General features: G+C 74.3%; 11 protein-coding genes and 1 pseudogene. 5 read left to right on the forward strand and 7 right to left on the reverse strand.

What is annotated here, in order from left to right; translation table 11 throughout:
• Nucleotides 1-90: 90 nt before the first annotated feature.
• The 3 genes and pseudogenes from ruvB to ruvC all read right to left on the reverse strand — a co-directional run.
• A complete protein-coding gene (gene ruvB, locus JOF36_RS21895; RefSeq protein WP_210036128.1) occupies nucleotides 91-1,119 on the reverse strand; it encodes a Holliday junction branch migration DNA helicase RuvB in 1,029 nt (342 codons plus the stop codon).
• Nucleotides 1,120-1,220: 101 nt separating this feature from the next.
• Complete coding sequence (gene ruvA, locus JOF36_RS21900) at nucleotides 1,221-1,829, reverse strand: Holliday junction branch migration protein RuvA (RefSeq protein ID WP_210030280.1); 609 nt, start codon at nucleotides 1,827-1,829, stop codon at nucleotides 1,221-1,223.
• Nucleotides 1,830-2,081: 252 nt separating this feature from the next.
• Nucleotides 2,082-2,633 (reverse strand): annotated as a pseudogene (gene ruvC / locus JOF36_RS21905) (crossover junction endodeoxyribonuclease RuvC); the annotation flags it as partial.
• A 127-nt stretch (nucleotides 2,634-2,760) separates the two neighbouring features.
• Between ruvC and JOF36_RS39325 the strand changes: the two are divergent.
• The 4 genes from JOF36_RS39325 (at nucleotide 2,761) to JOF36_RS21925 (ending at nucleotide 6,650) form a co-directional block, all read left to right on the forward strand.
• Nucleotides 2,761-3,936 (forward strand): alpha/beta hydrolase, encoded by a 1,176-nt coding sequence (locus tag JOF36_RS39325; RefSeq protein ID WP_210030283.1) that lies wholly within the window; start codon nucleotides 2,761-2,763, stop codon nucleotides 3,934-3,936.
• Nucleotides 3,937-4,072: 136 nt separating this feature from the next.
• Nucleotides 4,073-5,188, forward strand: coding sequence for an acetamidase/formamidase family protein (locus JOF36_RS21915; RefSeq protein ID WP_210030285.1), 1,116 nt, complete (start codon nucleotides 4,073-4,075; stop codon nucleotides 5,186-5,188).
• A gap of 17 nt (nucleotides 5,189-5,205) precedes the next feature.
• A complete protein-coding gene (locus JOF36_RS21920; RefSeq protein WP_210030287.1) occupies nucleotides 5,206-5,721 on the forward strand; it encodes a hypothetical protein in 516 nt (171 codons plus the stop codon).
• 2 nt (nucleotides 5,722-5,723) lie between these two features.
• Nucleotides 5,724-6,650: an SCO6745 family protein gene (locus tag JOF36_RS21925; RefSeq protein WP_210030289.1), complete on the forward strand. Its 927-nt coding sequence runs from the start codon at nucleotides 5,724-5,726 to the stop codon at nucleotides 6,648-6,650.
• A gap of 91 nt (nucleotides 6,651-6,741) precedes the next feature.
• Here JOF36_RS21925 and JOF36_RS21930 read toward each other — a convergent pair whose 3' ends face one another.
• From JOF36_RS21930 to JOF36_RS21945, 4 genes are all read right to left on the reverse strand, one after another.
• The gene (locus tag JOF36_RS21930; RefSeq protein WP_210030296.1) at nucleotides 6,742-8,058 is read right to left on the reverse strand and encodes a sensor histidine kinase; all 1,317 of its coding nucleotides are present in this window, start codon (nucleotides 8,056-8,058) and stop codon (nucleotides 6,742-6,744) included.
• Nucleotides 8,059-8,143: 85 nt separating this feature from the next.
• Nucleotides 8,144-10,945 (reverse strand): DNA polymerase I, encoded by a 2,802-nt coding sequence (polA, locus tag JOF36_RS21935; protein WP_210030298.1) that lies wholly within the window; start codon nucleotides 10,943-10,945, stop codon nucleotides 8,144-8,146.
• A 113-nt stretch (nucleotides 10,946-11,058) separates the two neighbouring features.
• Nucleotides 11,059-11,808, reverse strand: a complete 750-nt coding sequence (locus tag JOF36_RS21940; RefSeq protein WP_210030300.1) for a YebC/PmpR family DNA-binding transcriptional regulator — start codon at nucleotides 11,806-11,808, stop codon at nucleotides 11,059-11,061.
• Nucleotides 11,809-11,970: 162 nt separating this feature from the next.
• The gene (locus JOF36_RS21945; protein ID WP_210030302.1) at nucleotides 11,971-12,312 is read right to left on the reverse strand and encodes a DUF488 domain-containing protein; all 342 of its coding nucleotides are present in this window, start codon (nucleotides 12,310-12,312) and stop codon (nucleotides 11,971-11,973) included.
• A 567-nt stretch (nucleotides 12,313-12,879) separates the two neighbouring features.
• On the opposite strand from JOF36_RS21945, the gene JOF36_RS21950 reads away from it, so the two are divergent.
• Nucleotides 12,880-14,148 (forward strand): hypothetical protein, encoded by a 1,269-nt coding sequence (locus JOF36_RS21950; RefSeq protein ID WP_210030305.1) that lies wholly within the window; start codon nucleotides 12,880-12,882, stop codon nucleotides 14,146-14,148.
• Nucleotides 14,149-14,153: the final 5 nt, after the last annotated feature.

The following is a 14,153-nucleotide window of genomic DNA, read 5'->3' on the forward strand; positions in this document are numbered from 1 at the left end:
CACGGGCGGCCGCGGCCACTCTCACCCACATGCGGCGCCTCGGACCGGCGCACGTCCGCCTTCCCGGCGTGGCCGACCGGCCGGACCGGGTCAGAACAGGGGGTTGATGCGGTGGCCCGCGGGGGCGTCGGCGGGTGGGGTGAGGCCGAGGTGGGTCCACGCCAGCGGAGTGGCGACCCGGCCGCGGGGGGTGCGGGCGAGCATCCCGGCCCGGACCAGGTAGGGCTCGCACACCTCCTCGACGGTGCCCGCCTCCTCCCCCACCGCGACGGCGAGGGTGGAGACCCCGACCGGACCGCCGTGGAACGAGCGGACCAGCGCAGCGAGCACGGCGCGGTCGAGCCGGTCGAGGCCGAGCTCGTCGACGTCGTAGACGGCCAGCGCGTCCCGGGCGACGTCGCGGCGGATGATGCCGTCCGCCCGGACCTCGGCGAAGTCACGCACCCGGCGCAGCAACCGGTTCGCCACCCGCGGCGTACCGCGGCAGCGGCCTGCGATCTCCTCGGCGCCGTCCGGGAGCAGCTCGATGCCCAGGATCCCGGCGGCCCGGTTCAGCACCTGTTCGAGCTCCGCGTCCTCGTAGAACTCCATGTGCCCGGTGAACCCGAACCGGTCGCGCAGCGGCCCGGTCAGCGAGCCGGCCCGGGTGGTGGCTCCGACCAGGGTGAACGGGGCGACGTCGAGCGGGATCGAGGTCGCCCCCGGGCCCTTGCCGACGATGACGTCGACCCGGAAGTCCTCCATCGCCAGGTACAGCATCTCCTCGGCGGGCCGGGCGATGCGGTGGATCTCGTCGATGAACAGGACGTCGCCGGGCACCAGGTTCGACAGCATCGCGGCCAGGTCGCCGGCGCGTTCGAGGGCGGGCCCGGAGGTCAGCCGGATCGCCGCGCCCAGCTCCTGCGCGATGATCATGGCGAGGCTGGTCTTGCCGAGGCCGGGCGGGCCGGACAGCAGGATGTGGTCCGGCGGGTCGCCGCGCCGCTTCGCCCCTTCGAGGACGAGTTCGAGCTGCTCGCGGACCCGCGGCTGGCCGACGAACTCGTGCAGCGACCGCGGGCGCAGCGAGGCCTCGACGTCGGCGTCGCCCGGCTGCGCGGTCGCGTCGATCTCGCGCATCCGGTCGAACGCACCGGCGTACGGGTCGCCGGGACTCGGCTCCGCGACAGGATCGGGCTCCGCGGCAGGGGCGTGCTCTGCGGCGGGATCCGGGTCGGAGGTCATCGCGACCGGCCCAGCGACGACAGGGCGCTGCGCAGCAGCACGCTCGCACCGGTGTCGGGGCGCTCGGCGAGGACACCGTCGACGGCCTGCTCCGCGGACCGCTGCGGGAACCCGAGGCCCAGCAGCGCCTCGACGACCTGCTCGCGGATCCCGAGGACCGGGGACGGAGCCGCTGCGGCGGGTGCCCCGGCCGGCACGGCGGCGGGCGCGGTCACCTTGTCCCGCAGCTCGACGACCAGGCGTTCGGCGCTCTTGCGCCCGACACCCGGGATCCGGGTCAGCACGGCCAGGTCCCCGTCGGCCAGCGCACGGCGCAGCGTGTCCGGCTCGAGCACGGCGATGGTGGCCAGTGCCAGCCGCGGCCCGATCCCGGAGACCGTCTGCAGGAGCAGGAACAGCTCGCGCTCCTCGGCGTCGGCGAACCCGAACAGGGTCAGCGACTCCTCGCGCACGACCAGCGTGGTCGCGAGCCGGGTCTCCTCGCCGCGGCGCAGCCCGCCGAGCGTCGCCGGCGTCGCGTGGACGGCCAGCCCGACCCCACCCACCTCGACGACGGCGTGGTCCAGCCCGATCTCCAGTACCGGCCCGCGCACCGAGTGGATCACTGTCGGAAGCCCCTTCCCGCGAACGGTCGTTCGAGCCGCGACGCTACCGCGCACCCCCGACGCTCCCGCATCCGACACCACCACCGGGCACCGGGACCGGACGCCGCCGGCACCGCCGGATCAGCGCCGTCCGCCGGGTCCCCGCCGGACGTCACCGGACGCCGTCCAGCTACCGGCCGGCCGCGACTGGGCAGCCGCACGGGCCGCCGCCCACTGCTGCGCCGCGGTCGGTGAGCCGTCCTCCTGGGTCGCCCGGGCCTGTGTCAGCCGCGCCTTGTGCACCTCGGCGATCTCCGCGGCACGGGCCTGCGCCTGCGCCATCCGGTCCAGCATCGGCGAGCGCCAGCAGTGGCAGATGGCGAGCGCGAGCGCGTCCGCGGCGTCGGCCGGCTTCGGCGGGGCGTCCAGTCCCAGCACCTTGGTGACCATCGTCGCGACCTGGGCCTTCCCGGCCCTGCCCTCGCCGGTCACGGCGGCCTTCACCTCGCTGGGGGTGTGGAAGGCGACCGGCAGCCCGGCCCGGGCCGCGATCAGCGCGACGACCCCGCTGGCCTGCGCGGTCCCCATCACGGTGCGCACGTTGTGCTGGCTGAACACCCGCTCGACGGCGACGACGTCCGGCCGGAGCCGCGCCACCCAGCGCTCCACCTCGTCGGCGACGGCGAGCAGCCGGCGTTCCAGCGGGAGGTCGGGCCCGCTGCGCACGACGCCGACGTCGACGAAGGTGACCGCACGGCCGGCGCCGGTCTCGACGACACCGATCCCGCACCGGGTCAGGCCGGGGTCGACCCCGAGCACTCGCACCGCGTCACTCCTCCCGCACGTGTGTTCGAACCCCGCACGCTACCGGCCGCGGCACCGCTCGCCGGCGGGGCACGCCGGGCCCGGGCCGACCCGATCGGGCCGGGTGGCCGGGTGGCAGGGTGCCGGAGTGACGTCGTTCCTCCGGGTGCTCGCCCTGCTCTGGTCGGCCGGCCTGCTGGTCGTCCTGGTGGGTGCCTTCCGGCCGGAGACCCCGGTGCTCGGCCTGGCCGGCTCGTTCGTCACCGGCCAGTACCCACTGCACCTCACGCTCGCGGCCGTCCTCGGGATCCTGATCGGGCTGGCCGCCCGCCGGGCCGCGCCGTTCACCGGTTACCTGACGGCGACCGTCGCACTGGCCACGGTCATCGGGATGGTCACGGTCCTGGCCGCGCAGGGCCGCGCCGCGTCCGACGAGGGCGTCCGGCTGGACTGGACGGAGGCGCTGACCGTCCTCGGCCAGCCGTCCGGCGCCCCGGACCGCACCGTCGAGTACGCGCCCGGCCGAGAGCTGGATCTGTATCTGCCGTCCGGGCCCGGCCCGCACCCGACGATGGTGTGGGTGCACGGTGGCAGCTGGGTCGGCGGCGAGCGGGACGACCGGACGGCGTTCAACCGCTGGCTCGCCGACCGCGGCTGGGCGGTCGCCGCCATCGACTACCGGCTGCCGCCGACCGGGTGGGGCTCCGGCGGGACGGGCGCGGGCACCGAGCCGATCGGCCGCGACCAGCAGCGCGACGTGGCCTGCGCGGTCGACTGGGTCCGTGCGCACACCGGCGACGAGCTGGACCCGGCCCGGCTCGTGCTGGCCGGCCAGTCCGCCGGGGCGACGCTGGCGCTGAGCACGACGTCCGGCCTGCTCGACGGCACCCTCGCCTGCTCCGAGGCGCCCGCCGCGCTCGGTGGCACCGGACCGGCCGACGCCCCGCCGCCTGCGCCGGGTCCGCCGCCGGCGGGCGTCGTCGCGTTCCACCCGCCGGTCGACCTCGCGCTGATCGACCCCGACCTGCAGCAGACCCTGCTCGGCGGGGCCGCCGCGGACTCCCCGGGGCTGATGCGCCTGCTGTCGCCCTCGGAGCAGGTGCGGCCGGAGCTGCCGCCGACGCTGCTCCTGCTCGGCTCGGCCGACCACTACGTCGACCCGGCCCGGGTCACCGCCTACGACGCCGAGCTGCGCGCCGCCGGGGTCCCCGGCCGGCTGGTCACCGTCCCCTACGCCGACCACGTCTTCGACCGGCCCTTCGGCAGCCCGGGCGCGCAGCTCGGGCGGGAGGCCGCGATCCGCTTCCTGACCGGCCTGGACTGATCCCGGCGGGCGGCGCGGCCCGCCGTCTACGCGATTTCGGCGATGCACCGGTGCCCCGGACCCGCGGACCCTGGTCCACCCCGGCGGAGGGAGGCACCGTGACCAGCCTCGACCACGGCCCGATCGGTGGCCCCCGATGACCACCCACGAGCTGCGCCTCGCCACCACGAAGCCACTGGCCACGCAGGCCGAGCGCGGACACAACCGGTGGCATCCCGACATCGCACCGGCGCTGCGGATCCGGCCGGGCGACGAGGTCGTCCTGGACACGCTCGACGCGGCCGACGCGCAGCTGCGCCCCGGCGACGGGCTCGACGCGCTCGGCGCCGTGCGCCTCTCCCGGGTCCATCCCCTCACCGGCCCGATCGCCGTCGACGGTGCCCGGCCGGGTGACGTCCTCGTCGTCGAGCTCCTGGAGTGCGTGCCCGCCGGGATCGGCTACACCGTGCAGATCCCCGGGTTCGGCTTCCTGCGCGAGCAGTTCCCCGAACCGTTCCTGGTCCGCTGGCAGCTCGACGGGAACCGGGCGGTCTCCGACGACCTGCCGGGCGTGACGCTCTCGGCGGAGCCGTTCCTCGGGACGTTCGGTGTGGCCCCGTCCCACGACCTGCTGGACCGGATCCTGGTTCGGGAGCAGGCGGTGCTCGACGCGGGCGGCATGGCGCTACCGCCGGATCCGACGGATGCGCTCCCGGGGACCGGCGACGTCCCGGCCCGGGGCCTGCGCACGATGCCGCCGCGGGAGAACGCCGGCAACGTCGACATCCGCCAGACCGGCATCGGCACGACCCTGCTGCTGCCGGTGCACGCCGACGACGCGTTGTTCTCCGCAGGCGACGGCCACTTCACGCAGGGCGAGGGCGAGACGTGCGGCACCGCCGTCGAGATGGCCGGGACCTGGCGGTTGCGCTTCGACCTGCGCCCGGGCGAGGCGGAGCGCACCGGGCAGCGGCGGCTGCGCTTCTCCCGCGAGACGCCCGGCCCGCGTCCGGCCGAGGCCGGTCCGTTCCATGCGACCACCGGCATCTCGGTCGACGCCGACGGCGTCAACCGGGCCGAGGACGTCACGGTCGCGACCCGGGACGCGCTGCGGGAGATGCTCGACCACCTCGTCGTCGAGCGCGGGTTCACCCGGCAGCAGGCCTACGCCCTGTGCAGCGTGGCGGTCCAGCTGCGGATCAGCGCGCTGCCGGACGTCCCGAACGTGTCGGTGACGGCGCTGCTCCCGCTCGACGTCCTCGACCGGCCCTGACCCGGAGGTGGACGGACATGACGACGACGGGTCCCGTTGGTCACCCCGATCCGTTCTCCGTCCGGGGTCTGCGCGAGGTCGGCCCGCTACCGGGGACCCGGCAGGAATGGGTGACGGCGGCCGCGCGGGTCTCGGGCGTGCTGCTCGCCCTGCGCGCCGCCGAGGCCGCGGGCCTGGCCGCCCCGCCCCCACCGCTCGACGGCGGCCGGACGCTGCGGGCGTGGGCCCGTGTGGTGCGGCCGGTACTGGATCGCACCGAGCACGTGACGGTGCCGATCGGGCTCGGCGATCTGCACGTCCTCGCCGCGGCGGCGGCCGCGCTGGGCACGGCGCTGTGCCGGGTCCGGTCGGGCGGCGGCCCCGATCCGGTGGTGGACGTGCTCCGGGCGGACGCCGCGGCGCAGCAGGCGACGGCCGGTCAGCTGGTCATGCAACTGGCCCGGGTACACGGGACGCTCACCGCGGGCGCTCCCGGCACGGCCGGACAGATCTGGCAGGCCGGAGCCCTCTCGCCCGTCGACGACGAGGAGTGACCGTGGACTACCCGACCATGCGTGGACTGTTCTTCTCCCCGCCCGACGGCCCCCGGCCCACCCCGCCGGCCGCCACCTCGCCCTCGCCCGCCCGGGCGCTGCGGGATGCGATCGAACCGCTGGCGTGCCTCTCGATCTGGTCCCCGGAGGCCGCGGAGGGCTACGCGGCACTCGGGCTGGACGACTATTTCGCCGCCTACGTGTGGCAACGCGTCGCCCCGCTGGGCACCCCGCCGGAACCGCTGGCGGTCACCGCGCTCGGCGTGTTCGACGGCGGCCTGATCGGCCCGCAGTACGCCCTCGGCGCGTCCGCCGTGGACCGCGACAAGATCGTCGCGGTGCGGCTGGACGCCCCGGGCCGCACGCTGCGCCGAGTACTCGGCGAGGATCTGCCCGAACTCGGCCGGGAGGCGGCCGCGGCCGTCGTCGCGCTGCGCCGCGGGATCGACGCCGCGGACCGGACCGCCCGGCCGCTGTTCACCGGGCTGCTCGCCGAGCCCTGGCCCGACGACCCGGCCGCCGCACTCGTGCACGCCTGCCACGTCCTGCGGGAGCACCGCGGTGACTCGCACCTGGCGGTCTGCGCGGTCGACGGGCTCGACGCGGTGCAGATGAACGTGCTGACCGAGCTCTGGTGCGGTTACCCGCTCGGGGCCTACACCGCGTCCCGGGGCTGGGCCCCGGACCGGATCGAGGCCGCCGCGGACGAGCTGCGCGCCCGTGGCCTGCTCGACGGGGACCGGCTCTCCGCCGACGGGCTGCGGCACCGGGCGACGCTGGAGGCACGGACCGACGGCATGCAACGGGCCGTCGTCGCCGCGATCGGGGCGGACCTCGATCCGGTCACCCGCCTGCTCGACGGCTGGTCGGACGCGCTCGTCGCGGCCGGGGCGGCACCGCCGGACCCGGCGAAACGCCTCGCCGGATGAGCCGTCCGCCTCCGGTGCGCGCGGAACCTCAGGCGGTGGGTGCTGCACCTCAGGCGGTGGGTGCGGAACCTCAGACGGTGGGTGCTGTACCTCAGGCGTCGGCGCCCACCCCGAGCAACGGGACCTCGGCAGTCAGCACCGTCGGACCGCCGGGCGGGCTCAGGACGTCGAGCGTGCCCTCGACGGTGGCGAGCCGGTCGGCGAGCCCGGCGAGACCGTGGCCCTTGCCGAGATGCGCACCGCCGACGCCGTCGTCGCGCACCTGGACGAGCACCCGCTCGGTATTCGCGCTCACCACGACCGTGCACAGCGTCGCATCGGCATGCTTGGCGACGTTCGTCAGCGCCTCGGTCACCACGAAGTAGGCCGTGTTCTCGACGGCCGCGGCCAGGCGCTGCCCGTCGGGGAGCGCCACGTCCAGGGACACCTCGACCGGGCAGCGGGCCGCGGTCGCCGCGAGCGCCGGCCCGAGGCCACGGTCGGCCAGGATCGGCGGGGCGATGCCGCGGGACAGGGCACGCAGCTCGTCGAGCGCCTCCCGGCTCTGTTCCAGCGCCCCCGCGACGAGCGGCCGGGCACGCTCCGGGTCGTCGTCGAGGCGCCGGGAGACGCTCTCGAGGTCCATGTTGAGCCGCACGAGCCGCTGCTGCGGACCGTCGTGGATGTCGCGCTCGAGGCGCCGCAGCGTCTGCGCCTCGGCATGCACCGCCGCTCGGCGGCTGGTCTCCAGCTGAGTGGCACGGGCCCGCAGCGCCGCGGTCTGGTTGGTGAGCAGCCCGCGGGCCAGCCCGGCACGCACGAGCACGAGCCCGCGCACGACCAGCGGCGCGGTGAGCACCATGACCACGCCGATCGTGGTGTTCAGGGCGATCTCCGCGGGGCGCGAGTCGACGCCGGTGAGCAGACCGACCAGGCCGTTCGAGCCGGCGTCGCGGGGAAGCGCCCATTCCCACATCACGTAGAGCAGCGCACCGAGCCCGCCCACCGTCCAGGTCACCGCGATGACGAACGTGGCGATCCGGACCGGGAAGGCCACCACTGCGTGCAGCAGATCCCGCCACGACTGCGGCTCAGCGAGCGAGCGGAGCAACCGCGACATGCCGCTGCCCGTCGGCGTCCGGTAGTGGTGCGGGGGCAACGGTCGTCCGGTCGCCCACTCGGTGGCCCGCCGCTCCACTTCCGCCAGGCCGCGGCTCGCCCGCAGCGTCAGCACCAGGATCGGCAGCCCGAGCCAGACGACGAGCGTGCTCACCCCGGCCGCGAAGCCGGCGACGGCCACGACGAACGCGACGATGCACAGCGGCAGCCCGCCCAGGAGGTACCCCATCCCCCGGCGCAGCCGGACGACCTGGGCCGGCGCGGGTGCCGGCGCCGGTACGACGGGCCGGGTGGATGTGGTGGCGGTCATGACACCAGCTTCGTACGCTGCCGTGCCCGGTCCCAGCCGGTGCGCTCCAGCACGACGGTGGGGTATACCCGAACCGCGGCGTCGCTCAGTGCGCCGCGGCGTCCCAGCTCCGGCCGTAGCCGACCGACACCTCCAGCCGCACCGACAGCTCGGCCGCGGCCGCCATCTCCCGGCGGACCAGCGCCTCGAGGACCTCACGCTCGCCGTCGGCCACCTCGAACACGAGCTCGTCGTGCACCTGCAGCAACATCCGGCTGCGCAGGCCCTCCGTCTGCAGCGCCCGGTGCACCCCCAGCATCGCGACCTTGATGATGTCCGCGGCGCTGCCCTGGATGGGCGCGTTCAGTGCCATCCGCTCGGCCATCTCCCGGCGCTGCCGGTTGTCGCTGGTCAGGTCGGGCAGGTAGCGGCGGCGACCGAGGATGGTGGCGGTGTAGCCGTCCTTGCGGGCCTGGTCGACGACCCCGGCGAGATAGTCCCGCACCCCGCCGAACCCGGCGAAGTAGTCGTCCATGAGGCCCTTGGCCTCCTCGGTGGTGATCCGCAGCTGCGCGGACAGACCGTACGCGGACAGACCGTAGGCCAGGCCGTAGTTCATCGCCTTGATCTTGGCGCGCTGCTCGACCGACACCGCAGCGGCGTCGACGCCGAACACCCGGGCGGCGGTCTCGGCGTGGAAGTCGTGCTGCGACCGGAACGCCTCGATCAGCGCGACGTCCTCGGACAGGTGCGCCATGATCCGCATCTCGATCTGGCTGTAGTCGGCGGTGAGCAGCTCCCGGTACGCGGTGCCCTCGGAGCCCGCCCCGCCGTCCCGGCCGACCACGAACGCGTCCCGGATCCGGCGCCCGGCGGCGGTGCGGATCGGCACGTTCTGCAGGTTCGGATCCGTCGACGACAGTCGCCCGGTCGCCGCGATCGTCTGCGAGTAGGTGGTGTGGATCCGGCCGTCGTCGGCGACGGACTTGGTCAGCCCGTCGACGGTGACCTTCAGCCGCGTCGCGTCCCGGTGCTGCAGCAGGAACTGCAGGAACTCGTGCCCGGTCTGCTCGTAGAGGCTCTGCAGCGCGTCCGCGTCGGTGGTGTAGCCGGTCTTGGTGCGCTTGGTCTTCGGCATCTCCAGCTCGTCGAACAGCACCACCTGCAACTGCTTCGGCGACCCGAGGTTGATCTCCTTGCCGATCACCCGGTACGCGTTCTGCGCGGCCTCGCGGACCTGGCCGCCGAAGTCCGACTCGAGGTCCGACAGCGCCTCGGCGTCGACGGCGATACCGGCCGCCTCGCAGTCGGCGAGCACGAACGCCAGCGGCAGCTCCAGCCCGGCCAGCAGCTCGGTCCCGCCCCGGTCGGCCAGCTCGGCGTCGAGTGCGTCGGCCAGCTCGGCGACCGCCGACGCGGCGAGCATCTCCTGCTGCGCGGCCTGCGCGTCCGCCTCGTCCTCACCTCCGAGCAGTGACAGCTGCCCGTCGGCCGGCTCCTCGGTGCGCAGCTCGCGACGCAGGTACCGCAACGCCAGATCGGCGAGGTCGAACGTCCGCTGCCCGGGCCGCGCCAGGTACGCCGCGAGCGCGGTGTCGCTGGTCAGCCCGGCCACCGACCAGCCACGCGCACGAAGACCGTGCAGCACCGCCTTGACGTCGTGCGCGGCCTTCGGCACCGAGGCGTCGGCCAGCCACTCCCCCAGCGCCTTCTCGTCGTCCGGGGTGAGGCCGGTCAGTGCCAGGTAGCCGGCCTGCGGCACCCCCGCCGCGGCGCCGGCGGCGCGCTGCTCGACGGTCGGCTCGCCGACGGCCAGCGCGATCCCGGCGAGATCGCGCCCGGCGATCGGCCCGGTCACCCCGGCGAAGCTCAGGGCGACCCGGCGCCCGTCGCGGGCGTGTGCACTCAGCCAGGCCCGCACGGCGCCCGGTTCGAGCACCGTGCCGGAGACCTCGAACGCGGAATCGGCCTCCGGCTCGGCCGAGGACAGCGTGGAGAACAGCCGCTCGCGCAGCACCCGGAACTCGAGCTCGTCGAACAGCCGGTGCACCGCGTCCCGGTCCCAGGGCCGCGCCTCGAGCTGCTCGGGCTCGACACCGAGGTCGACGTCGCGGACCAGCTCGGTGAGCTGGCGGTTCAGCAGCACGTTGGCCAGGTTGGCGCGCAGGTTGTCGCCCGCCTTGCCCTTGACCTCGTCGACCCGGTCGGTCAGCTCGGCGAGCGATCCGAACTCGCGGACCCACTTCGCCGCGGTCTTCTCCCCCACCCCCGGGATCGACGGCAGGTTGTCCGAGGGGTCGCCGCGCAGCGCCGCGAAGTCGGGGTACTGCGCCGGCGTGAGCCCGTAGCGCTTGTCCACCTCGGCCGGGTCGATCCGGCCGAGGTCGGAGACGCCGCGCTTCGGGTAGAGCACCGTGACATCGTCGGTGACCAGCTGGAACGCGTCCCGGTCGCCGGTGGTGACGAGCACCTGGAAGCCGCGGCGCTCGGCCTGCGTCGCTAGGGTGGCGATCAGGTCGTCGGCCTCGTACCCCTCGACGGCGAACACCGGGATGTTCAGGGCGGCGAGGACCTCCTTGATGAGGTCGATCTGGCCGCGGAAGTCGTCCGGCGTCGCGCTCCGGTTGGCCTTGTACTCGGCGAAGCGCTCGGAGCGGAACGTCTTGCGGGACACGTCGAACGCCACCGCCAGGTGGGTCGGCTCCTCGTCCCGCAGCTGGTTGATCAGCATCGACGTGAAGCCGTAGACCGCGTTGGTGGTCTGGCCGGTGCCGGTGCGGAAGTTCTCCGCGGGCAACGCGAAGAACGCCCGGTAGGCCAGCGAATGGCCGTCGAGCAGCAGCAACCGTGGGCGGTCGGAGGTCGGCTTCGCCGCCTGCTTCGCGGCGGTCCGTGTGGCGGGGCTCATCAGCGGCGAGTCTAGAACCGACCCCCGACAACGAACGCGGCCGCGCCCCGGTGGGACGCGGCTGCGCAGGGTGTAGAGGGGTTCAGTGCAGATGTTCGCTCCGCAAGCTCCGCTCAGCCCACCTCGGCCATGACCTCGTCGGACACGTCGAAGTTCGACCACACGTTCTGCACCTCGTCGGAGTCCTCCAGCGCCTCGATCAGCCGGAAGATCTTCTTGGCGCCCTCGGCGTCCAGCTCGATCTGCATCGACGGGATGAAGGTCAGGTCCGCCGAGTCGTAGTCGATCTCGTTCTGCTGCAGCGCGGTGCGCACCGCGACGACGTCGGTCGGCTCGGAGACGACCTCCCAGCTCTCGCCGATGTCGTTGACCTCCTCGGCGCCGGCGTCGAGGACGGCCAGCAGCACGTCGTCCTCGGCCAGGTCGCCCTTGGGCAGCAGGACGACGCCCTTGCGGGAGAACAGGTACGCCACCGACCCCGGGTCGGCCATGGTGCCGCCGTTACGGGTCATGGCCGTCCGCACCTCGGTCGCGGCCCGGTTCCGGTTGTCGGTCAGGCACTCGATCAGGACGGCGACGCCGTTCGGCCCGTACCCCTCGTAGGTGATCGACTGGTACTCGGCGCCCCCCGCGTCCGCACCGGAGCCGCGCTTGAGGGCGCGGTCGATGTTGTCGTTCGGGACCGAGCTCTTCTTCGCCTTCTGGATCGCGTCGTAGAGCGTCGGGTTGGCGTCCGGGTCACCGCCGCCGGTACGCGCCGCGACCTCGATGTTCTTGATCAACTTGGCGAACATCTTGCCGCGGCGGGCGTCGATCACGGCCTTCTTGTGCTTGGTCGTCGCCCACTTGGAGTGGCCGCTCATCGGCTCGTCTGCCCACCTCTCGTGCTCGGGCCGCACGCGCCGCGGCGGCCGGGGCAGACCTCCGCCGTGCCGCAGAACCTGCTGCGACGGCGGTGGCCTGCGGGAACCCTTCGATGCTACCGGCGGTGCACACCCGGGCCCGGGCCGCCCCTTCCGTGTCGGTCACTGCTCGAGCAGCTCGCGCAGCACCTCGGCGTGGCTGTACTCCGGCGACCTGGTCGCGGTGAGCAGGATGAGGCCGGGGTCCCGGACCTGTTCACGCAACCGGTCCAGTGCCGGCGAGCCGTCGAGCTCGTCCCGGTAACGCCGGCGGAACTCGGCGAACCGGTCCGGGTCGTGCCCGTACCACTTGCGCAGCTCGGCGCTGGGCGCGACGTCCTTGACCCACTCGTCGTAGCGTGCGTCCTGCTTGCGCACCCCGCGGGGCCACACGCCGTCGACGAGGACCCGCGTGCCGTCGCTCTTCTCGGGGGCGTCGTAGATGCGCAGAACCTGGACCGTCATGGTCGGGGATACCGCCCCACCCGGACGGCGAAACACTCCGCCAGGGCAGCAACCGAGCCCGGTGACTCGCTCGTCGCGCTTCCGGCGCCGAGCGTCCGTCGTCCGGGCCCACCGGCGATTCCTGAGAGCCGGGTGTCCGTCCGGGCGTAAGGACTGCGCTGGAACGACCACCGTGCTCGCCACTGGGCGCGGCGGCCGGGCCGGACGGCGGCAGCGGCGTTCAGGAAAGCAGCCCCGCATCGGCCCTCTTCCTAGTGTCGGGCCCCGGTCGCGTCGGGGTCGCTCCCCCGCTGTTCCGCCGACGCACCCCCTGGTGGCGCCGTCGCTCCAGGGCCCCCGACACGGAAAAGACCGATGCCCGAACTTCGATCAGTGCTGCCTCGACGCGGTCCCCGAGCCGTCCCCGCCACTGCCGTACGAGACGCGGATCGCCCACCGCACCGCCGGGCCGGCCCCGCCGGACCCACGCCGCCTGCCGGAACCCCGGCGACCGGCCCCGACGCCTCCGACGTCCGCGAACCGGGACCGCCGCCGTCCGCCGGACGGTGCCGGCCGGGCCTGCTCCGGGTGGGGCTGCACGTCCTGCTCGCCGGAATGCCGTTGCTGGCGATCTCCGCGCACGTGTTCGACCTGGTGCCGATGCAGCTCTCGGCAGCGATCCTGGTGATCCCGCTGGCGACGACGATGATCGCGCTCACCGTGTTCGCTCCACACCCCGGTGACCGGGTCATCGCTCACGGGCTGGTCTGGGGCGTGGTGGCCTGCGCGATCTACGACGTGTTCCGGCTGGACACGGTCTACCTGCTCGGGCTGTGGGGCGACTTCATCCCCACCATGGGTACGTGGATCACCGGCCGCCCCGACGACCTGGCCGGCGGAGCCGTGGTGGGCTACCTGTGGCGCTACATCGGTGACGGGGGCGGGATCGGGCTGACCTTCTTCGTCGTGGCGTCGGCGTTCGGGTTGCATCGGCGCTCGCGCGCCTTCGTCGTGCTCACGGCGGTCGGGTTCGCCGTGGCACCGGTGTGGGCCGGACTGATCGGCACCGTCGCGCTGGCGCCGCGCGGGGAGGAGCTGATGTTCCCGCTGACGCCCGCCACGGTGCTGCTGTCGCTGATCGGTCACCTGATCTTCGGTCTGATCCTCGGGCTGGGGTTCTGGTCCTCGAGGAGCGAGCAGGCCTACTGGCCGTGGGAACCGCTGCGCGTGGAGCAACTGGTGCGGGCGGCGGTTGTGCGGAGCGAGTCGTTCGCCGCGGGTGTCCGGGAGGTCCTGCGGAGCGGGTCGATCGCCGCGGGAGTCCGGGCGGTCGCGCGTCCGGCACCGGTCCCGCGGGCCGCTTCGGCGGCGTTGGCTCGGCCGGTGGCCGCGCCGGGACCGGTGCCGACGGCCGCTCCGCCTGCACCGGCTCCGGCGGCCGCTTTCGCGGGACCGATCGCTCGGGCCACTTCGTCGGGGCCGGTTCCGCGGGCCGCGTTGTCAGAGCCGGTTTCGCCAGCCACTTCGTCGAGCCCGATTCCGTACGGCGCTTCGTCCGAGCCGATTCCGTACGGCGCTTCGTCCGGGCCGGTTTCGTACGGCGCTTCGTCCGGGCCGGTTTCGTACGGCGCTTCGTCGGAGCCGGTTCCGCACGGCGCTTCATCACGACCGGTCCCGACGGCCGCGGCGGAGCCGGCCCCTGCTGCGATCCCCCGGCAGCGCACGTCCTCGACACCGCCCGGCGCCCGGACCCTCGACCCAGACACCTGGGAGCAGTGGCAACGGCGGCTCGAGTCGACCCAGCCCGGCCGGCGGGCACACGGCGGACGTCCACCGGTCCCCGCGCAGCGGGGGTAGGCATG

It is taken from the genome of Pseudonocardia parietis, assembly GCF_017876315.1.
GTDB lineage: Bacteria > Actinomycetota > Actinomycetes > Mycobacteriales > Pseudonocardiaceae > Pseudonocardia > Pseudonocardia parietis.